The organism is Devosia lucknowensis (genome assembly GCF_900177655.1).
Taxonomy (GTDB): domain Bacteria; phylum Pseudomonadota; class Alphaproteobacteria; order Rhizobiales; family Devosiaceae; genus Devosia; species Devosia lucknowensis.
In genome coordinates this window covers 1-20,791 of the sequence record NZ_FXWK01000002.1, presented here as the reverse complement: position 1 = coordinate 20,791, position 20,791 = coordinate 1, and the positions used below count along the sequence as shown (strand labels likewise).

Below are 20,791 nucleotides of genomic sequence, written 5' to 3'. Positions count from 1 at the left end.
GGGGAGTAGAGCGGCATTTGAGTAAAATGCTGCTGAGCGCACACGTTGAGTGCTTAGGGTTCGGCGCCTAACTATGGCCGATGGAACGTCGTCGACACCCGCGTGAACCGGTCAAGATCCTTGCCACTGCCGTGGACGAGGATGGCCTCACGCGCGCGCCGATTACCATCACCAACATCAATCGCTGGGGTGCGCGGATTCGCATCGCTGGGACCATGTTGCCCCCGACATTCTATGTCCTGTTCGGCAACAGCCTTGAGCCCTGCGAAGTCATCTGGAGGCGTGGCGGCGAGGTCGGCTTGATCTTCGCCCCCACCGAATTCGGGCCGCCGCTCAACCGTTGATCACTTCCCCGCCATTGGGATGCAGCACCTGCCCGGTGATGTAGGAGCTGTCCTCGCATGCCAGGAACAGGTAGCTCGGGGCCACCTCGTTGGGCTGCCCCGGCCGCTTGAGCGGCTGGCTGGCGCCGAACTCTGCCACCTTGTCGGCGGGAAAGGTGGCCGGGATCAGTGGAGTCCAGATCGGTCCGGGAGCCACGGCATTCACGCGGATATTCTTCTCCGCAAGCTGAGCCGAGAGCGAACGCGTAAACGCGACGATGGCCCCCTTGGTCGAGGCGTAGTCCACCAGCGACGGTGAGCCCCGATAGGCGGTGATCGACGTGGTGTTGATGATGGCGGCGCCCTCCTGCAGGTAGGGCAGGGCCGCCTGCGTCAGGTAGACGTAACCAAAGAAATTGGTCTCGAACGTTTCCCGCAGCTGCTCGGGCGATATGTCGCCCAGTTCCTCCTGCGGGTGTTGTTCGGCGGCGTTGTTCACCACGACGTCGAGCTTGCCGAAGTTTTCGATCACCTGACCCACGACGGCCTCGCAAAACGCCTTGTCGGCCACATCGCCGCGCAGCAGCAGCGCTTCCCTGCCTTCGCGCTTGACCGCGTCTGCGGTGATCGCCGCGTCCTCTGTTTCCTCGAGGTAGACCAGCGCCACCTGCGCCCCTTCGCGGGCAAACAGCACTGCTGCTGCCCGCCCGATGCCGCTGTCCCCACCCGTGATGATCGCAACCTTGTCCGCCAGCCGTCCGCTGCCGGGATAGCGCGGCATGTATTCGGGCTTGGGATGCATTTCGGTTTCGCGACCGGGCTGGTGGTCCTGGGTCTGCGGCGGATTGATCTGTTCGGACATGGCAATGGCTCTGTGCTGAAAATGCGCGCGGCGGCCGTCTGGCCGCCGCTGGATGGGTCAATGATGGGCGTGGTGCTCGGCGTTGCGCTTTCGCGTGGCGGCGGCTTTCTTGGCCGAGGCGGAGCGATCGGCTGCGGAGCGGCTCGCGGCCGCCTCACCACCCTTCTTGCCACCCTTGTGGGCAGCAGGGTGGCCGGTTTCCTTGCCGCGGCCGGAGCCCGACTTCTTGCCGCCGCCATCGTCCTTGTTGACGGTAGCCCAGGCGCGGCGCTCGGCCTCCTCCTTGCCTACGCCCTTTTTCTCGTAGCCTTCCTCGATATGCTCGGCCTTGCGCTTCTGCTTGTCGGTATAGGCTGACTTGTCACCTTGCGGCATCGCCTCTCTCCACGTTGCAATCGGGCGAGACGCGGTGCGGATGGGATAAGGGCTCGGCTGCCGTTTCGTTGGCCGGACCGGGAAACCGGAAAAACCTGGTCCGTTCCCTATGCCATCGCGTCCGGTTGACACGCACCGGTCTCGTGGTCGGGCCAACGGTGCCCCTCCCATGTGGTTGCGCCTGCTCGATCACAAAATGCGAAAATCGTGTCAGGCCATGGGTTTGCTGAGATAGCGCGAACCACTCAAGACATAGCGCCACGGCGTTTCGACGCCCTTGGTAATGCCGATCCGTGGCCCCATGCCGATCTCGTGCACCCCATCGGCCGCAAGCACTTCGAATGGAGGAGCGTCGAGCGCCAGGCCGTTTTGCGTCAGGTCTATGCCCAGCGCCTGCGCCAGCTTGCCCGGTCCCGAGCAGAGGTTCTTTTCCGGCATCGCGCCGCGCCTCATCTGCATGGTTGCGATTCCATGCAGGGGTTCCACCGCCCGGATCAGCACGGCGCTGCCCGGCCGGCAAACGAAGTTCAGGCAATAGTGGATGCCATAGATCTTGTAGACATAGGCATGTCCGGCCGGCCCGAACATCACCCGGTTGCGTGGCGTCGGTCCGGCAAAGCTGTGCGAGGCGGGATCGGCTTCGTCATAGGCCTCCACTTCCACGATCATGCCGCCGACACCCTCGTAAAGGAGGGTCGCGCCGATCAGGTCCCGCGAGACGTCTGGTGCGGGGCGATCGAAAAAGGATTTGCTAAGCATGTCCGCGCAACGTCTTCCCGCGTCTGTCCGTCGCCCCGTTTGCGCCGGATTTGTATAAACATCAATCGATCCCGAGACCCCTGCCTTAGGAGCACGCATGCGCCCGACCAAGCCACTCGCCGTTCTGGCCGTCATTGCCTTCGCGCTGCTGCCGGCGCCGGTGCACGCAGCGACCATCTGTACCATCGTCGCCGATGCCGATACGCGCAATGTGCTCCTTGCCGAAGGCGATTGCGAAACGCGCGTCACCCCCGCCTCGACCTTCAAGGTGCCGCTGGCGGTGATGGCTTTCGACGCCGGCATCATCGCCTCCCCCACCGAGCCGAAATACCCCTTCAAGGAAGGGTATTCCGATTGGGTTGCGGACTGGCGGCAGGACACAGATCCCACCATGTGGATGCATTATTCCAACGTCTGGTACTCCCAGCGCCTCACTGAACAGCTCGGCGCCGCAAAACTCACCGCCTATGCTCAGGCGTTCAATCTCGGCAATGCCGATTTCTCTGGCGATGCCGGCCGTGACAACGGCCTCATGCGCGCATGGATATCGTCGTCGCTCAAGGTTTCGCCCCTCGAACAGGCCGGCTTCGTCGCGGCCTTGGTCAACAGGCAATTGCCGGTTTCAGCTCATGCCATGGATGGTGCGCTGAGCCTTGTCGAAAGCCCCGGTGAGGCGGACGGCTGGCGCGTCTGGGGCAAGACGGGGTCGGCCTATCCGCGCAATGCCGACTATACCCTCAACTATGCGCGCGGATGGGGTTGGTATGTGGGCTGGGCCGAAAAAGAGGGCAGGCGGGTGGTCTTCGCGCGCCTCAACCAGGACGACCGTCGCCACGACGTCTCCGGCGGGCTGCGCGCCCGCGACGAAGTGATGGGTCAGTGGGGCGACATCGCCGCCCGCGCCGGGCTCTGACTGGAGCCGATCAGCGAACGATGCCTTCGCCATCGTCCACTTTCTGTTGCCGCCGGTGAGGACTATCTTTTGGACAATTGATCCATTCATGGAGGTCGACATGATCGACACATCTGTCCAGAGCAACGTCCGTTCCAAACCCGTCCTCCCCCTTACGACGAAGCTGGGCGCCGTCCACCTTGCCGTCACCGATCGGGCCAAGGCTCTCGCCATCTGGCAGGATGTCGTCGGCCTCGACCTGATCGAGGAGCAGGGCAATGCCCTGCACATGGGCGCAGGCGGCAAGACCCTGATTGTCCTCGAAACCGGGGCGACCCGACCGGTCGTGCCGCGCACCATCGGCCTCTATCACGTCGCCATCCACGTCCCCGCCCGCGCCGACCTGGCGCAGATGGCCGTTCGTGCGCTGCAGCGCAACGTTCGCATTTCGCCGACCGATCATCTGGTTTCCGAGGCCATCTATCTCTGGGACCTCGATGGCAACGGCATCGAGATCACCTTCGAAACGCCCTGGCGCGGTTCGTTGGGCGATCCCGACAAGGGTGAGACCTATGCCGTCACGGCCGAAGGCAAGCCGCATTCGGGCCGCGAACCGATCGACCTCGATGGCCTGCTGGGCGAACTGGGTGAGACCCCGACCCTCGCTGCCAGGATGCCGGCCGGTACCCGCATCGGACACGTCCATGTCCATGTGAACGATCTTCGCCAGGCCATGGACTTCTATCGCGACGTTCTTGGCTTTGCCGGGTTCCTTCTGATCGAGTCGTTCGGCATGGGCGATGTGGGTCTCGACTACATGCCCCATACGCTGGCCTTCAACATCTGGTCCGGCCCCGACGCCACGCTGCCGCCTGCCGGAGCTGCGGGTCTTCGCTGGTTCACCATTGTCATGCCCGATGCCGATAGCCTCGCCGCACTCAGGCAACGGCTGGAACGCGCTGGCGCCCCGCTTGCCGTGGTCGGCAACGATTTCGAGACCAGCGATCCATTCGGCAACCGCATAAAAATCGTGGCTGCCGACTAACTAACATGTTAGTCCTTCCCCACTCGAATTGGGGAAGGACTGTCATGCGCGCCATTCGCTGTGATGCACCGGGTGAACTCGCCCTGGTGGAAATCGACCGGCCCGAGTTGAAGGACGGCTGGGTCCGCGTCGCCATCAGCCACATCGGCATCTGCGGCACCGACTACCACATCTACGAGGGCAAGCACCCGTTCCTGCAATATCCGCGCATCATGGGCCACGAACTGTCCGGCCGTATTCTCGATGCCAACGGCGCGACCGGCCTCACCGACGGCGATGCGGTGGTCATCAACCCCTACCTTCCCTGCCACCATTGCCCGGCCTGCCGCGAAGGCAAGACCAATTGCTGCGAGACGCTGACCGTCCTCGGCGTGCACGGCGACGGCGGCATGGCCGAGGAGATCGTGCTGCCGGCGGAAAATCTCTATCCGGCCGACGGCCTCAGCCTGCGCGATGCGGCCATGGTCGAGTTCCTGGCCATCGGCGCCCATGCCGTGCGGCGCACCGAACTCCGCCCCGGATGGCGGGTGCTCGTCGTCGGTGGCGGCCCCATCGGCCTGGGCGTGGCCTTCTTCGCCCGCATCGCCGGCGCGTCGGTCACCATTCTCGATGCCGCCGCCGACAAGCTCGATGCCGCCCGGCAGTTCGATTTCGGCGCGGCAGCGCTGGACGAGCGCGAGGGACCGGCCTTTCAGGCCGTCATGGGCAGCGGTTTCGATGCCGTCTTCGACGCGACCGGCTCGATCGCGGCCATGAACGCTGCCGTAGCCTACTGCCGCAACGGCGGCGCATTGACGCTTGTCGGCGTGGTCAAGGGCACGCTCAATTGGGAAGATCCCGAAATCCACCGCCGCGAACTGACCATCCGCGCCTCCCGCAACGCCACGCGCGAAGACTTCGACCACGTGATGGCGTCGATCCGCTCGGGCGCTGTCCCGACCGACCGTCTGGCCACGCACGCCACCAGCTTCGAGGATGCCGTGACCAATCTTCCCGTCTGGGCCAAGGCACGCCAGGGGCTGATCAAGGCCATCATTTCGGTCTAGACTGCCGCCATGAAAACATATCAGGACATCATCCATTTCTGGTTCGTCGAGCACAGCTACGACGACTGGTTCAGCGGCGAGGCCGCGTTCGACAGCAAATGCCGCCAGTTCGAGGCGCTCCATGCCGAAGTGGCGCGCGGCGAGGCCTGGGCCTGGCGCGAAACGCCCGAGGGGCGCCTGGCTGAACTCGTGCTGCTCGATCAGTTCTCCCGCCAGCTGCATCGCGACAGTCCGGTCGCCTTCGCGCAGGACAAGATGGCGCTGGCCCTGGCTCAGGAGGCCGTGGCGGGTGGGCATGACATGGCCGTCGAGCATGCCTGGGCCGTGTTCTTCTACATGCCCTATATGCATGCCGAATCGCTGGTCGTGCAGGAAGAAGGCGTCCGGCTCTTTGAAGCCTATGGCGACGAGAAGGCGCTCGATTTCATGAAGGCGCATCGCGACACCATCGCCCGCTTCGGCCGCTTTCCCTTCCGCAACGCTGCTCTGGGTCGCCAGAGCACGCCCGAGGAATTGGCCTATATGCGCGACCAGCAAGGGCGCGTGTTCTAGCGCTCGCAACCGCCTGACCCGATAGCCGTTCCCCTTGCGGAAGGAGAACGGCTATGGAATTTGGTGGACAGGCCATGTGGCTCATCCTGCTCACGCTGGGCGTGGTGGTGCTGGCGGCCGCAATGATCTACGGCACGATGCGCAATCGCACGCGGACCCTGGGCGAGCGCGTCATGACAGAGGTCGAGACCAAGCGCGAATATGAGCGCGAGGACCGCGACCCCTCGTGAAAAAAGGCGCCCCTCCGGGGGCGCCTTTTCCTTAGGCCACGAGGCCCTTGGTCAACTCGAGCGCCTGCCGCTCGAACAGCCGGCGATAGATGCCGCCATTGAGCCGGATCAGCGCCTGGTGATCGCCTTCCTCGACGATCCGGCCCTTGTCGAACACAAGCAGTCGGTCGAGGGCACGCACGGTGGAAAGCCGATGCGCGATCACCAGCGTGGTGCGACCCTGCATCAGCCGTTCCATCGCCTGCTGGATCATCACCTCGCTCTCGCTGTCGAGGCTGGATGTGGCCTCGTCGAGAATGAGGATCGGCGCATCGGCGAGGAACGCGCGGGCAATGGCCACGCGCTGGCGCTCGCCACCCGAAAGTTTCACCCCGCGCTCGCCCACCATGGTCTCGTATTGCTTGGGCAGGCTCATGATGAAGTCATGCGCATTGGCCTGCTGGGCCGCCTCCATGATTTCGGCGCGGCTGGCATCGGGCCGTCCATAGGCGATGTTTTCCGCCAGCGTGCGGTGGAACAGGATGGGCTCCTGCTGCACGATGGCGATCTGGTTGCGCAGCGACGCCTGCTGGTGCTCGGCGATGTTCTGCCCGTCGATCAGGATGGCGCCGTCCTTGAGGTCGTAGAGCCGCTGGATCAGCTTGACAAAGGTCGTCTTGCCCGACCCGGAATGACCCACCAGACCCACGCGCTCGCCCGGCTTTATCTCGACCGAGAAGTCGCGATAGAGCGGCGTGGGATGTGCGCCGTACTGGAAGGTCACGTTGTCGAAGCGGATGTGCCCGTCGCCGATGACGATCGGCTTGGCGCCCTTGGCATCGGCAATTCCCAGCGGCTGGGCATGCAGGTTCACCAGCTCTTCCATGTCGTTGACCGACTTCTGCAGGTTGCGGATGTGCTGGCCCACGTCGCGCAGGTGCCCCTGCAGCAGGAAGAACATGGTGAGCACGAAGGTGATGTCACCCGCGCTGGCGGCCCCACTTTGCCACAGCATCAGCGCCGTGCCCAGGATGGCGGTTTGCATCGCCACCATCATGACGCCCTGGATGCCGCCATTGAATGTGCCGCGCCGCCAGGTCCGGCGTGTGCGCTTGCGCCACTTGCCGACGACACGGTCGAGCAGGCCATCCTCGCGGCTTTCGGCGCCAAAGGCCTTGACCACGCTGTTGCAGCTCACCGCATCGGCCAGCGCGCCGCCGACCTTGGTATCCCAGGCATTGGAAAGGGTCGCGGCCGGCGCCACGAACCCTACCGAGAGCCACACGGTCACCGAAATGTAGATGAGCGAGCCCAGGCCCACGACGAGACCCATGACCGGCCAGGACGAGCCCAGGATGATGGTCGCACCCACCAGCATCACTACCGAAGGCAGCAGCGCCAGCAGCAGCGTGTCGTTGAGCAGGTCAAGCGCCCACATGCCGCGCGTGATCTTGCGCACCGTCGAGCCGGCGAAACTGTTGGCGTGCCAGTCGGTGGAAAACCGCTGTACCCGGTGGAAGCCTTGCGCCGCCACGCTGCTCATCATCTTGAGCGTCAGCGGAATGATGTTGAGAAACACCAGTTGCCGCAGCGCGACCGATGCCAGGTAGAGCCCCGACATGAACCAGAAGGCGGAAACGGCAACATCCCAGCCCGCCTGCCCCGAGGCCACGGCATCGACCAGTCGCCCCGCAAAGACCGGGCTCAGGGCTTCGGCCACGGTCGCCGAGAGCACCAGCAGCGCGATGGCGGCGATGCGGATGGGTTGGTGCCGCCAGTGACGGAATGTGAAACCGAGCACGTTGCGAAAAGCGTCGGCCCGGAAGTCGAGTTTCTTGCGACTCATTTTGATGTCCGGTGCCGTTGTCCGGCATCCGGTTCCTTGAAACGGAATATGGAAGGCGCAGCACGCTACGACGCGGCAAAGGCCGGATGATCGGCTGCGCAGGAAATTGAGAGACCGCGGGCGGCGGACACCGGGACAGTCCCGGGGCGGGCCGCGGCAGGCGAGGACCTAAGGTCGGACGTCGCCGGCGAGGGACGAATAGTACGGTAGTTTCATACACAGCCCCCCTTGTTCGAAATGAAGCGGCGGACGGTTTGTAGCCAAACCGTCCGCCTTTGCCAATGCTGTAAATGTCAGGGCGTCAGGACGAGAACGTTTCGCCAGCGCCAGCCCGGGCCGTCACTCCGGTCTGGGATAGTCGCCTCTGGCCTCTACCATCCCACCCGAAGTCTGGCCCTCAATCCACTTTCAGTGCGCCGGGCGCTACCATCCCGCGTGTCTTGACCTGGGCAAAACCGACCGCTGCGGCGAAGACGCCGAATACGCATCCAACTGCGACGATGAGGATTTGAATTGGGATCATGACCATCTCCTGTTGTTCGCCATGGTTTTCGCACTGCGCAACACGCAATGCTTTGATCGGCGTCAAACTGGATGCTGGGCCGCTCGGGGTAGCGCGTCGGTATCGGGGAGGCTAGGCTCGTTCCAATTGATTCAAGAGCAAGAAGGCTTCCCGCCCAATGAGCAATTCACCCATCGATCCGGTCAAACTCGACAAGCTTGGCGAAGTCGCCATCAAGGTTGGCTTGCAGCTCGCCGAAGGGCAGGACCTGATCATCACCGGGCCGATGACCGCTGCACCGCTGGTCCGCCGGATCACCGAGCACGCCTACAAGGCCGGCGCTGGCGTCGTCACCACGATCTATTCGGACGAAGAAGCGACGCTCTCGCGGTTCCGCCATGCCCGCGATCTCAGCTTTGATCGTGCCGCGGGCTGGCTTTATGCCGGCATGGCCGAGGCCTACAAGAACAACGCCGCGCGTCTCGCCATTTCGGGCGACAACCCGATGATGCTGGCCAACGAAGATCCGGAAAAGGTCAGCCGTGCCAACCGCGCCAATTCGGCCGCCTATCGCCCGGCGCTCGAGCTGATCACCGGTTTCGATATCAATTGGAACATCGTCTCCTATCCCACGCCCAACTGGGCCAAGCTGGTCTTCCCGAACGATCCGGAAGATGTAGCCATTGCAAAGCTTGCCGACGCGATCTTCAAGGCAAGCCGTGTCGATCGTGCCGATCCCATCGCGGAGTGGAAGCAGCACAACGCCAACCTCAAGGCGCGCTGGACCTGGCTCAACGGCAAGAAGTTCGCTTCGCTCAAATACAAGGGTCCGGGTACCGATCTCACCGTTGGCCTTGCCGACGGCCACCGCTGGAAAGGGGGCGCGTCCGAAGCCAAGAATGGCGTGACGTGCAACCCCAACATTCCCACCGAGGAAGTCTTCACCACTCCGCATCGGCTGCGCGTCGAGGGCACCGTGGCCGCGACCAAGCCGCTGTCTCACAACGGCACCCTGATCGAGAATATCCAGGCCCGCTTCGAGGAAGGCCGCATGGTCGAGCTCAAGGCTACCAAGGGTCAGGAAGTCTTCAACAAGGTGCTCGATACCGACGAAGGCGCGCGTCGCCTCGGGGAGGTCGCCCTTGTCCCGCATTCCTCTCCGATCTCGGCGTCGGGCATTCTCTTCTACAACACCCTCTACGACGAAAACGCCTCCTGCCACATCGCCATGGGCCAGTGCTACGCCGACTGTTTCGAGAATGGCAAGACGCTCACCCAGGACCAGATTTTCGCCCAGGGCGGCAACAAGAGCCTCATTCACATCGACTGGATGATCGGTTCGGATCAGGTCGACATCGACGGCGTGCACGCCGACGGCACCACCGAACCCGTCATGCGCAAGGGCGAGTGGGCATTCTGATTGGCGCCTGACCTGCAACAGGCGAAGTAGCGCCCTCGGGCCTGACCCGAGGGCCGCGCCGGGTGTGTGAAACAGGACGACCGAACCCGTCATGCACAAGGGTGAATGGACGATCTGGTTGGCGCCATGCCAGCAACAAACCCAGTGCCGCCCTCGGGCTTGACCCGAGGGCCGCGCCGGGTGTGTGAAACGGGACGACCGAACCCGTCATGCAAAAGGGTGAATTGACGTTCTGGTTGGCGCCGCGCCAGCAACAAACACAGTGCCGCCCTCGGGCTTGTCCCGAGGGCCGCAAGCCGCCGCCCCGCTGATTGAATTTGGCGCCCGTTTGTTTTTCCCGCGGCGCCGGGTGCCAGCTGCGTCATTGCCGGGCTTGTCCCGGCAATCCCATGGGAACAGGCCCGAACCACTGGAGCAAACCCGGTGGTGACGAGGAACGTGGGGCGCCGCGAGGCGCGGGCTTTACTCCCCCCGTACCTTTTCAAACTCATCGGCGCTCATCACGATCTTTCGGTCTATCGCGCCGATTTCCCGCTCGTCCTTGCCTTCGTAGTCGAGGCCGTGCAGCACGGTGCGGATGGCATTGAGCCGCAGGCGGTTCTTGTCATTGGCGCGGATCACCGTCCAGGGAGCATGATCGCTATCGGTGCGCTTCAGCATCCGGTCCCGTGCCGCCGAATATTCGTCCCACTTGGTAAGCGCCTTGAGATCGACAGGAGACAGCTTCCATCCCTTGAGCGGATCGTGCCGGCGGTCGTGGAAGCGCTTGAGCTGCATTTCCCTGCCGATCGACAGCCAGAACTTGAAGACTCTGATGCCGTCTCTCGTCAGGCGCTTCTCGAATTCCGGCGCTTCTTCCAGAAAATGCTCGGTCTGCTCGGGCGTGCAGAAACCCATCACTGGTTCGACGACAGCGCGATTGTACCAGGATCGGTCGAAAAGGACCATTTCGCCAGCGGCCGGCAGCCAGTCGACATAGCGCTGGAAATACCATTGCGTCGCTTCACGGTCGCTCGGCTTGGGCAGGGCGACGCTAAAATTGTAGCGGCGGTTGAGATTTTCCAGAAACCGCTCGATCGTGCCGCCCTTGCCGGCGGCGTCGCGTCCCTCGAAGAGAATGATGGTGCGTGATCCGGCATTGGCCATATGGGCCTGGTGCAGAACGAGCTGCTTTTGCAGTGCATACATCTGCGTGTCATACTCGTCGTCGTCGAGCTTCGTGTCGTACGGGAACCCGCCCGAGCCAAAGGCGGCTTTCCTGATCGCCTTGGGCAGCTCGGGATCATTGATGTCAAAGCTCTCGATGGGATCGGTCACGCTGTCTCTCCGCTGTCATAAAGACCGTGCTATGAACTTCTCTCCCGCGCAAGTGGCGGGCTGAGCATTGATTCGACCCCAAGACATGGATGATCTCCGCAGCACCAGACTGACCGACAAACCAGATACGCCGCTGGCGCGTCTTGTTGGGCATCTGCCGCTACTGGTCGGGCTCATCCTGGTCGTTGCGGCCTTTGTCCTTTTCGGTGGCCTGCGCCTCGATTTCGCGGCTGCAGGTCTGGCCGTGCTGGTTGTGTTGCTGGCTTTGCTGAAGCAGCCGGTCATCACAGTCACCCACACGGTCGAGCGTGTCGCGCCGATGCCGGTCCCGAGCGTCATCGATCAGCAGTCGCTCCCCTCATTCGTCGAAGCCCTTGGCGATCCGGCTCTGGTGCTCGATGCCCGTGGCGCCGTGCTCTACCGAAATGCCGCCGCCGCGCGGCAATATCCGAACCTTCTGACCGGTCGCGCCATGACGCTCGTCATGCGCAACCCCGATCTTGTCGCCGCCATCGAGGGCTGCCAGCGCAGCGGTGAGCCGCGCAGCCTGGAACTGCACGAGACCGTTCCCTCCGAGACGTGGGATCGCGTGGTTGTTTCGCCGCTCCGCAGGCCCGATCGGGACTGGTTTGCCGATGCCAACCGCCAGCTTCTGGTCACCTTCCAGAGTTTGACGGAACTGAAGCGCGTCGATGCCCTGCGCACCGATTTCATCGCCAATGCCAGCCACGAATTGCGCACCCCGCTTGCCTCGCTGATCGGCTTCATCGACACCCTCCTGGGCCCCGCCGCCCGCGACACCGCCGCGCGCGAGAAATTCCTCGGCATCATGCGCAGCCAGGCCGATCGCATGAGCCGGCTGATCGACGATCTCCTGAGCCTGTCCCGCATCGAAATGCACCAGCATGTGCGCCCCACCGGTTCGGTGGATCTCAGCGCCTTGCTGCGCGAAGTCCGCGAAGGCTTGCAGACCCAGGCCAAGGCGGCCGAGCTTGAGATCGTGATGTCCTTGCCTGACACGCCGGTCATGGTCACCGGTGATCGTGGCCAGCTTTACGAGGTGTTCGAAAACCTGATCGACAACGCGATCAAATATGGCGCCGACGGCAAGCGCGTCGAAGTCAGTCTGACGCCTGTCCAACATCTGGGCATGCGCACCATGGTCAGCATCATCGACCACGGTCCGGGCGTCGAGCCCGAGCATGTGCCGCGCATGACCGAGCGCTTCTACCGCATCGACGCCGAGGCCAGTCGCAAGAAAAAGGGCACCGGGCTCGGCCTTGCCATCGTCAAGCACATCATTCAGCGGCACCGGGGTCAGCTGAACATCAAGTCTCGCCCGGGCGAGGGCCTGCGCGTTGACGTAATGCTACCCTGAACGCGTCATGCGTGCCTCCAGAGCGAAGAATGCAACAAAAAAGGGCGCCTTTCGGCGCCCGTTTTCTTGATTTTTGCGGCTCTCAGCGGCGCTTCTTGTCCATCTGGTGGTAGGCGCGGCGCGAGTGGAATTCGCAATAGGGACCAGTCTCCAGGCTGTGCTGGCCGCAGAAGTAGAAGTCCTTGGTCAGCGGGTCGCCGATCGGCCACTTGCAGGTATGTTCGTTGAGTTGCAACAGGTTAAGGCGCTTGTCTTCGGGGATGAAGAGCTCGGCGGCCGCCGGCGCGACATAGAGTTCGGTCTCCATTTCTGGTGCGGCGGCCAGGGCGGTCGCGCCCATTACCTGCGGCCGGGCCATCGAAACCCGCGGCTTGGCGCTCATTGGCGTCGCGCCCGAGGTCTGGCCGGTGACGCGGCGCGGCGCGGCGGGCCGGGCGGCAGCGGGGCGGGCGCGTGGCGTGGTATTGGTCGGCTTGGCGCGGGCCGACAGCTTGAGGCGGTGCACCTTGCCGATCACGGCATTACGCGTCACGCCTTCTCCCAGCTCAGCCGCAATCTGGCTGGCGCTGAGGCCTTCCATCCAGAGTTTCTTCAAAAGTTCGACGCGCTCGTCAGTCCAGCCCATCGATTGCGCTCCTGAAACCATCGACAAAACAGAATCCTTCATTGCGCTGCCAAAACGGCATGGCAGCCTTTTGACTCTACAGATCGTATGTTGAGCGGGTCCGCCGCACGAGATGTCGTGCCCCCAACGCCTCGGAGATTACGACATCGCAGGAATCAGGATCAAGAGTCGGGGCGTTTTTTCCCCGTTTATTCATTGGTTAAGATTGCCCTAACGATCCGCGAGTCAAATCAGGCACTTGGCCCGTTATTCGTTGACTTGCCGCGTGTTTTTCGCCTAATTCTGAGGTCCAAACGCGCGGCCGAGAGGGCGCGTTTTTGATTTCTGTGGCAGCTTTGCCACGCTCGTTTCAACCATACCCCAATACGAGGAATTGCCATGTCTGCGCTCTACGGCACTTATGCCCGGTCCGATCTCGCTTTCGAGCGGGGCGAGGGCATGCGCCTGTATGACCAGCAGGGCCGAGAATATCTCGATTTTCATTCCGGCATCGCCGTGAATGCCTTGGGACATGGCGACCCTCACCTCGTCGCCGCACTCAAGGCAGCGGCCGACAAGGTCTGGCACACCTCGAACGTGTTCACCATTCCAGAGCAGGAACGGTTGGGCCAGCGGCTCGTGGATTCCACGTTTGCCGACAAGGTCTTTTTCACCAATTCCGGTGCCGAGGCGCTCGAATGCGCCATCAAGACGGCCCGCCATTACTTCTTTGCCAAGGGCCAGCCCGATCGCTATGAGGTCATCGCCTTCACCGGATCGTTCCACGGCCGGACCATGGGCACCATCGCGGCAGGCGGCAACCCGTCCTATCTGGAAGGCTTCGGCCCGCCGATGCCGGGCTTCAAGCATACGGCACCAGGCGACCTCGAAGCGGTCAAGGCCCTCGTCGGACCCCAGACCTGCGCCATCCTGATCGAGCCGGTGCAGGGCGAGGGCGGGGTAACCGCCATGAGCACAGAATTCCTGCAGGGCCTGCGCAAGATCTGCGACGAGAACGACATGTTGCTCATCTTTGATGAGGTGCAATGCGGTTTCGGTCGCACGGGGCGTTTCTTCGCGTTCGAATGGGCCGGGGTAACGCCAGACATCGTCGCGGTGGCCAAGGCCATCGGCGGCGGCTTCCCGCTGGGCGCCTGCCTTGCCACCGAGGCGGCAGCCGCTTCGATGGTTCCTGGCACCCATGGCTCTACATATGGCGGCAATCCTCTCGGCTGCGCCATGGGCAATGCTGTTCTCGATCGCATCCTGGCTCCGGGATTTCTCGACAATGTCGCCCAGATGGGCCAGCGCCTCGCCTGGCATCTCCAGCAACTGGCTCAGAAGTACCCTGATTACGTGTTGGAGCTGCGCGGCAAGGGTCTTCTCGCCGGCATCAAGATTTCTCCGCCCGTGCGCGATTTCGTATCGCGGCTGCGCGATGACCATCAGTTGCTGACCATTGGCGCCGGTGACAACGTCCTGCGCCTGCTGCCGCCGCTGATCCTGACCGAGGCCGACATCGAGCTGGCGATGGAAAAGCTCGGCGCAGCCTTCGATGCCATCGAAGCAGAAACCGCCTCGACGGCTGCCGCAGGCTGATCCCATGCTGACCTTCTATCATTTCGGGCGGCGCCGAAGCGGTCTCTTTCCTCCGCCTCTCTGAGGCGGAGCGTCGACCCGCGGCCCAGCCGCCCGATCTGTTCATTGCGTCATATAAGGAGCCCGGCCATGACGACCGGCAGCCTCAACCATTTTCTCTCGATAGACGATTTCTCCTATGCCGAACTTCGCGGCATGCTCAATCAGGCCACAGCGCTCAAGGCGCGCCTGAAGGACGGTGACCGGCCCCAGCTCCTCAAGGACAAGGTGCTGGCGATGATTTTCGAGCGTCAGTCCACACGCACTCGTGTGTCGTTCGACGTGGGCATGCGTCAGCTGGGCGGCCAGACCTTGATGCTCTCGGGTCAGGAAATGCAGCTGTCTCGCGAGGAAACGCTGGCCGATACGGCTAAGGTCATGAGCCGCTATGTGGACGCCATCATGATCCGCATCCTCAGCCATGCCGATCTGCTCGAGCTTGCCGAGGCGGCGACCGTGCCCGTCATCAACGGCCTGACCCGGCGCGCTCACCCCTGCCAGATCATGGCCGACCTCATGACGTTCGAAGAGCATCGCGGCGATATCAGAGGCGCCAAGATTGCCTGGGTGGGCGACAGCAACAACGTGCTTCATTCCTGGGTAAACGCCGCCGAGCTCTTCGAATGCGAGCTCACAATCGCCGTTCCGGATGAATATAGCCCCGAAAAGGACCTGATGCAGGACATCACGCGGGCCGGCAAATATGCAAAGTTGATCGAGGACCCACGCGAAGCCGTGGAAGGCGCCGACCTTGTGATCACCGACACGTGGGTGTCGATGGGCGACGTGGATGCCGCCGAGCGTCGCCGGGTCTTGAAACCTTACCAGGTCAACACCAACTTGATGTCCTTGGCGAACAAGGACGCCCTGTTCATGCACTGCCTGCCCGCCCATCGCGGCGACGAGGTGACCGACGAAGTGATCGACGGTCCCCAGTCGGTAGTGTTTGATGAGGCCGAAAACCGCCTCCATGCCCAAAAAGCCGTTTTGTGCTGGGCCTTCGGGGTCGAAACGAACTAGCTGCTCCAAGCTGCATCGATGACCCACCCTGCCAGCCTCGCGAAGGCGGCATGGGTGGGTTTGTGCTGTAGAGGTGGCGCTATCGACCCTGAGAGCGTAGCCTCAGGAAAGTGAAAGCGAATGACGACGGAAACGACCATGACCGAAAGCCTGCTCTCCAGCCTGGGGCTCGATCGCCCCGAGACCGGCGACGACGCGGTGGTGCCATTCACCCTCGAAAAGCTCGACACGCGTGGTCGCGTGGTTCGTCTGGGCGACGCTCTCGACACGATCCTCAGCCGGCATGACTACCCCGTGCCGGTCGCCCGACTGCTTGGCGAAGCCGTCGTGCTGGCCTCGTTAATTGGTTCGTCTCTCAAGTTCGAGGGGCGCTTCATCATGCAGACCCAGACCAATGGGCCGGTGAACCTGATTGTCGTCGATTTCGATGCCCCCGACGGGGTCAGGGGCTACGCACGCTACGACCACGATGCCTTGCTCAAGGCCTCCGAGGCTGGCTCGACCAGCCCGGCCGACCTGCTCGGCAAGGGGCATCTGGCCATGACCATCGATCAGGGCGCATATACCGAGCGGTATCAGGGGATCGTAGCGCTCGACGGCAATTCGCTCGAAGAAGTGGCGCACACCTATTTCATGCAGTCCGAGCAGATCCCGACCCAGGTGCGCCTCGCCGTCGCACAGATGACGACCCGCGGGGACCATCGTCCGCGCTGGCGGGCGGGTGGAATGCTGGTACAGCACCTGCCGGAAAACGGCATGTCGGTGATGGCCGACCTGCCCGGTGATGGCAACTTTGACAACCCCGACTCCGCAGACCCCGACTTTGTCGAGGCCGACGGTTGGGCTGAAGCAAAGGCGCTGTTGGGGACGGTTGGCGATCTTGAACTGACTGACCCTGATTTGTCGCCCGAGCGCCTGTTGTTCAGACTTTATCATGAGACCGGCGTGCGCGTATTTCCCCCGCAGGATCTCGTCGAGCGCTGCACCTGCTCGGCGGATCGCATCGAAGACATGCTTGCGAACAGCTTCTCCGAGGAGGAGCGTGAAGAGATGGCTGTCGAAGGCGAAATCGAAGTCGTTTGCGAGTTCTGCTCGACAGCGTACCGGTTCAATCCGCACCAATTTCAATGATCGCAAAATAATCATGGACGAACGCCGGCATCCCGCACGTGGGTGCCGGTTTCGTTCGTCTTGTTTTTGGGAGCAAACAGCGGCAATCTCCAGAGGTGTTCAAGCGGAAATAGGGGCTCCGGATGAATGCCGATATCATGTCAACAATCGAGGCTATTCAAAAACAATCGGATCCCGAAGTTATTCTGCGGATAATCTTCAAGACCATTGGAAACTACGGTTTCGAGCGGTTCATTATATCGGGCCTCCCGGATTCAGGCGTCGACGTTCGCCCGTTCGTCCTTTTGTCCGGATGGGAGGACGAGTGGTACAGGCGCTATACCGATCAGGGATATGTCCATCTCGATCCCGTCGCGCGTCACTGCTTTTCAACGGCGCTTCCGTTTGACTGGTCAGATGCGCCCTATGACCGGGAGAACGACGGCTCGGCACGGCGGGTGATGCAGGAAGCGCGCGACTTCGGCATGGACGAGGGCCTATGTATTCCGGTGCATATGGAGGGCGGCATGCAGGGTGTTGTGTCGCTTGCCGGGCAGACCAGTCACCTGGATGAAAAAGCACGGCTTGAACTCCACATGCTCGCACTCTACGCGCATGGACGCCTTCGATACCTCAATAGCCACGTGGACTGCCCGAACGCCCGCAGGATCATCACCGCGCGCGAGGCTGAGATCCTCAAATGGGCCGCCGCGGGCAAGACCGCGTCCGAGATCGCCGACATAACCGGCCTCACGGCCCGCACCGTCAATCAGCACTGCGAGAATGCTCAGAAGCGCATGGGTACGAATAATCGGCTGCATACGGTCGTCGAGGCGATACGGCACAAGCTGATTACGCTCTGATACCGAATATTATCCGAATTATTGGGATTTTTACCAATTCCACACCATCCGCGCGGCGTGCCTTAATCATGAATATTGAATTCGTTCGCGTAGGGGCAACGCGATGACAATGCACATGGTCCGCCATCCTGGGCGCCAGCAGAGCAGAGAACTGCTCGGGCAAGGTTTCGGGTTGCGACCAGGAATTGTCGCTTGGGGCACCAAGGCGCTCGCTCGTGCTGGTGGGGGCAATGGACACGATCCCTTTAACGGCCGCGCGACCAGCCTTGTCTTGACTGACTTCAATGGTGCAGGTGGATGGAGCGCGCCCCACACCATTGGATCGACCGAACTTGCTGCAGACTGTCTTCAACGGGTTAGTGCTAGGAGATTTCCCCGCTCATCCCTCGATAGGGGCCGACCGGACTCGCTTTCAAGGGCGACGTGGTCGACGCGAAGGATGGCGGTGCACGCCCGAGTCTGCAGCCCTTTTATGCCCGGTGATGAAATGCGCTCCGCGTTGGGGCCGGAGCTTCATCACCTTTGTTTTTCCTGGCCACAGGTTCGCGTGAGGTACCGCCTCCGTCTGACGGATCACGCCCGTCGGGGCGCCGGACATGGGTAAGGCGGGGTCTGCAATTGCGGCAAGAATTCGCGTTCTTGAACATGCCTTGGCTGAAGCGCAGCATATGGTCGGTCAAGAAGCTCGGTCGGCCGATTGTTCCGGATCGGTCGGCGGTTCGGCTCCTGGCGCCCCTTTGAGGATGTGACCAGGCCATGTCCGCGGCCACCAGCCTGATGCAGGCATTGCTGGCCCCCGGGTCTACCCCTCAGGACGCCTACTACGCGCTTGATCAGGCCTTTGCCGCGCAGGTCGATCCTCTCCATTGGTGCGCTGTCCATCTTGGCGTCAGCGATGCCGAGATCATGCGGCGTGTCGCCGATTGGGCCGGATTGAGCTTCCTGGACGCTGTGCCGAGGATCGATCGCCTCGACCTTGCTCCGGCGCGCCTCGAAAGCCTTGCCGAAGTCCGGATCTATCGAACTCGTCTTCCGGGACGGGACGTCCTTTTCGCCGCTCCCGACTTCTATGGCGTTCTTCGTCTCCGGGCCGCCCAGGCTAGTCGCCCGCATCTCTCCCGTATCCTGTGCCTGGTTCCTGCCACCGCTTTCAGGACATTTATCGTCGATCAAGCGGGGCAGGCCCTCCTTGATGGGGCGCGGCAGACCATGGCGCGGCGTTGGCCACGCGCTGCTGCGCAACTGGACCTTACCCGGTGGGCGCGGTGGACGTTTGCCATAATGCTGATGGCCGTGACCGGGCTGCTCCTTGTTGCACCGCTTTGGGGGTGGGAATGGTTTGCACCGATCTGGTTGGCGCTTGTTGTGGTTCCGGCCCTGCTGCGCCTTGCAGCGCTGTGCAGCCCGCCAGACCCGGAACTAGCCCCGGTCGTGCCGCCTACGGATGACTCTGACCTGCCCATTTACTCGGTTCTGGTGCCGCTGCGCGATGAGGCGTCGATGGTGGGGCAGCTTCATGCCGCTCTCGCGAAAATTGACTACCCGCCGGAAAAACTGGAGGTGATGTTCGTTGTCGAGGCCGTTTCCGCCTCGACCATCGCCGCCGTCAAACGGCATCTGGTCGACGCCCGTTTTTCTCTCGTCGTCGTGCCCGATGCCGCCCCGCGGACCAAACCCAAGGCACTCGCTTTTGCCCTGCCGCTCTGTCGCGGCGAGTTTCTTGTGGTCTACGACGCCGAGGACCGACCGGAGCCAGACCAATTGCGGCGGGTCATCGACCAGTTCCGCCGCGATCCAGATCTTGCCTGTATCCAGGCGCGTCTCGTCATCGACAACGGCGGCGCCATCGCCCTGCCATCACTCTTTGCGGGCGAGTATGCCGGATTGTTCGCCGTGCTTTTGCCGGCCTTGGCCCGCTGGGGATTCGTCATGCCACTTGGTGGCACGTCCAACCATTTTCGCACCGACGTACTGCGAGAGCTCGGCGGGTGGGACGCCTTCAACGTTACCGAAGACGCCGATCTCGGCGTGCGCCTGGCTCGTCGGGGCTTGCGTTGCGGCACGAGTGTGTCGGCCACTTATGAGACTGCGCCGACCACCTTTTCTCCCTGGCTCGGACAGCGGACGCGCTGGATGAAGGGATGGATGCAGACCTACGCAGTCCATAACCGCCACTCCGGCGCGCTCGTTCGCGACCTTGGCTTGCGCGGCTGGGCCATGTTCCAGGTCGTGCTTCTCGGCATGATACTTGCGCCGCTCCTGCATGCCGGCTTCCTTTTGGTCCTTTTCGTTCATCTGCTTCGTGGTGAAGCCGCCTTGCCCATGGCGGAGCTCTGGCCGATCGCCTGCCTGTTCGTTTTGGTGACCGGCCATGCCTGTGCCGTCGCGACCAACCTTGTCGGACTTCATCGTACCGGACAGAGGCACCTGTGGTTATGGCAGGTACTGCTTCCGGCATACTGGTTGCTGATCGCGTTTGCCACGCTGCGCGCCATGCGAGAATTCGTTCGCCGGCCCTTTCACTGGTTCAAGAGCCCGCACTCGGCCGGGATACCGGAAGGCCGGCCCCTATTGCAGGCTCCGCCCCGAAAGCGGACAGGCCTGTCACATGAGCGCGCGATCTAGCGAAGCGGCGAAGGCAGCACGCGCCAGAAGGTCTAATGTGCTGGAGACGCCGGGAAAACCTGACACCTGAATCGACTTATGCACATTGGTTCCATCGCGTCGGAAAGAAATGTCATGTTTCTTTCATATGGGTGTTGACGCCAGAATAGCCCTCCCATATAACCCCGCTTGTCGACGACGCGACGCGCCCCGGTGCTTCCCACTGATCGACGATCTCTGAAAGGGCAGATATGCTGCCGGGCAACCGGATGGAGTATCTTGTTCCTTGAAGGAATACGGAAGTTATGCTTCCAAGTGACGTTTCTGCCGGTGACGGTGATGGGTCAGCTCTTTGACATTGTGAAGAAAAGAAGAAAGAGAAACGTGGACGGCGAGGTTCTTGCGAACTGGTCTGGGTGCAAATCT

The 20,791-nt window shown here is 62.5% G+C and carries 20 protein-coding genes; 13 read left to right on the top strand and 7 right to left on the bottom strand.

Translation table 11 applies throughout. From position 1 onward, the window contains the following. Positions 1-80: 80 nt before the first annotated feature. Positions 81-344 carry a PilZ domain-containing protein gene (locus CCK88_RS12560; RefSeq protein ID WP_086470960.1) on the top strand — a complete coding sequence of 88 codons (264 nt, stop codon included), beginning with the start codon at positions 81-83 and terminating at the stop codon, positions 342-344. On the opposite strand, the gene CCK88_RS12555 is transcribed toward CCK88_RS12560, so the two are convergent. From CCK88_RS12555 to CCK88_RS12545, 3 genes are all read right to left on the bottom strand, one after another. Beyond that, a complete protein-coding gene (locus CCK88_RS12555) occupies positions 334-1,185 on the bottom strand; it encodes an SDR family oxidoreductase (RefSeq protein ID WP_086470959.1) in 852 nt (283 codons plus the stop codon). The two genes, CCK88_RS12560 and CCK88_RS12555, sit on opposite strands and share 11 nt — an antisense overlap. Positions 1,186-1,242: 57 nt before the next feature. Beyond that, positions 1,243-1,560 carry a plasmid stabilization protein gene (locus CCK88_RS12550; RefSeq protein WP_086470958.1) on the bottom strand — a complete coding sequence of 106 codons (318 nt, stop codon included), beginning with the start codon at positions 1,558-1,560 and terminating at the stop codon, positions 1,243-1,245. 210 nt (positions 1,561-1,770) lie between these two features. Beyond that, entirely contained in the window at positions 1,771-2,319 is a 549-nt protein-coding gene (locus CCK88_RS12545; RefSeq protein ID WP_086470957.1) for a DNA-3-methyladenine glycosylase, read from the bottom strand. A 97-nt stretch (positions 2,320-2,416) separates the two neighbouring features. Here CCK88_RS12545 and blaOXA point away from each other — a divergent pair, with 97 nt between their 5' ends. The 5 genes from blaOXA (at position 2,417) to CCK88_RS18475 (ending at position 6,084) form a co-directional block, all read left to right on the top strand. Further along, on the top strand, positions 2,417-3,232 hold the full coding sequence (gene blaOXA / locus CCK88_RS12540) for a class D beta-lactamase (protein ID WP_086470956.1): 816 nt from the start codon (positions 2,417-2,419) through the stop codon (positions 3,230-3,232). 100 nt (positions 3,233-3,332) lie between these two features. Next, entirely contained in the window at positions 3,333-4,256 is a 924-nt protein-coding gene (locus CCK88_RS12535) for a VOC family protein (protein WP_170926483.1), read from the top strand. Between the two features lie 44 nt (positions 4,257-4,300). Then, a complete protein-coding gene (locus CCK88_RS12530) occupies positions 4,301-5,302 on the top strand; it encodes a zinc-binding alcohol dehydrogenase family protein (protein ID WP_086470954.1) in 1,002 nt (333 codons plus the stop codon). A gap of 9 nt (positions 5,303-5,311) precedes the next feature. Continuing rightward, entirely contained in the window at positions 5,312-5,854 is a 543-nt protein-coding gene (locus CCK88_RS12525) for a DUF924 family protein (RefSeq protein WP_086470953.1), read from the top strand. 53 nt (positions 5,855-5,907) lie between these two features. Further along, positions 5,908-6,084 carry a hypothetical protein gene (locus CCK88_RS18475; protein ID WP_170926482.1) on the top strand — a complete coding sequence of 59 codons (177 nt, stop codon included), beginning with the start codon at positions 5,908-5,910 and terminating at the stop codon, positions 6,082-6,084. 31 nt (positions 6,085-6,115) lie between these two features. Here CCK88_RS18475 and CCK88_RS12520 read toward each other — a convergent pair whose 3' ends face one another. Beyond that, positions 6,116-7,909, bottom strand: a complete 1,794-nt coding sequence (locus CCK88_RS12520) for an ABC transporter ATP-binding protein (protein WP_086470952.1) — start codon at positions 7,907-7,909, stop codon at positions 6,116-6,118. Between the two features lie 397 nt (positions 7,910-8,306). Beyond that, positions 8,307-8,432 (bottom strand): hypothetical protein, encoded by a 126-nt coding sequence (locus tag CCK88_RS18785; protein ID WP_280173821.1) that lies wholly within the window; start codon positions 8,430-8,432, stop codon positions 8,307-8,309. Between the two features lie 157 nt (positions 8,433-8,589). On the opposite strand from CCK88_RS18785, the gene CCK88_RS12510 reads away from it, so the two are divergent. Further along, positions 8,590-9,831 (top strand): aminopeptidase, encoded by a 1,242-nt coding sequence (locus CCK88_RS12510; RefSeq protein ID WP_086470950.1) that lies wholly within the window; start codon positions 8,590-8,592, stop codon positions 9,829-9,831. A gap of 462 nt (positions 9,832-10,293) precedes the next feature. On the opposite strand, the gene ppk2 is transcribed toward CCK88_RS12510, so the two are convergent. Next, positions 10,294-11,148 carry a polyphosphate kinase 2 gene (gene ppk2 / locus CCK88_RS12505; RefSeq protein ID WP_086470949.1) on the bottom strand — a complete coding sequence of 285 codons (855 nt, stop codon included), beginning with the start codon at positions 11,146-11,148 and terminating at the stop codon, positions 10,294-10,296. 85 nt (positions 11,149-11,233) lie between these two features. On the opposite strand from ppk2, the gene CCK88_RS12500 reads away from it, so the two are divergent. Next, positions 11,234-12,526 (top strand): ATP-binding protein, encoded by a 1,293-nt coding sequence (locus tag CCK88_RS12500; RefSeq protein WP_086470948.1) that lies wholly within the window; start codon positions 11,234-11,236, stop codon positions 12,524-12,526. Positions 12,527-12,608: 82 nt separating this feature from the next. On the opposite strand, the gene CCK88_RS12495 is transcribed toward CCK88_RS12500, so the two are convergent. Next, the gene (locus tag CCK88_RS12495) at positions 12,609-13,151 is read right to left on the bottom strand and encodes a GcrA family cell cycle regulator (protein WP_086470947.1); all 543 of its coding nucleotides are present in this window, start codon (positions 13,149-13,151) and stop codon (positions 12,609-12,611) included. Positions 13,152-13,529: 378 nt separating this feature from the next. Between CCK88_RS12495 and CCK88_RS12490 the strand changes: the two genes are divergently transcribed. The 5 genes from CCK88_RS12490 to CCK88_RS12470 all read left to right on the top strand — a co-directional run bounded on the left by CCK88_RS12490 (position 13,530) and on the right by CCK88_RS12470 (position 20,386). Beyond that, positions 13,530-14,729, top strand: coding sequence for an aspartate aminotransferase family protein (locus CCK88_RS12490; protein WP_170926481.1), 1,200 nt, complete (start codon positions 13,530-13,532; stop codon positions 14,727-14,729). A gap of 129 nt (positions 14,730-14,858) precedes the next feature. Beyond that, positions 14,859-15,788, top strand: coding sequence for an ornithine carbamoyltransferase (gene argF, locus CCK88_RS12485; protein ID WP_086470945.1), 930 nt, complete (start codon positions 14,859-14,861; stop codon positions 15,786-15,788). 138 nt (positions 15,789-15,926) lie between these two features. Continuing rightward, a complete protein-coding gene (locus tag CCK88_RS12480) occupies positions 15,927-16,919 on the top strand; it encodes an Hsp33 family molecular chaperone (protein WP_086471942.1) in 993 nt (330 codons plus the stop codon). 122 nt (positions 16,920-17,041) lie between these two features. Beyond that, the gene (locus CCK88_RS12475) at positions 17,042-17,761 is read left to right on the top strand and encodes a helix-turn-helix transcriptional regulator (RefSeq protein ID WP_086470944.1); all 720 of its coding nucleotides are present in this window, start codon (positions 17,042-17,044) and stop codon (positions 17,759-17,761) included. 756 nt (positions 17,762-18,517) lie between these two features. Further along, positions 18,518-20,386, top strand: a complete 1,869-nt coding sequence (locus tag CCK88_RS12470) for a glycosyltransferase (protein WP_086470943.1) — start codon at positions 18,518-18,520, stop codon at positions 20,384-20,386. The last annotated feature ends 405 nt before the right edge of the window (positions 20,387-20,791 follow it).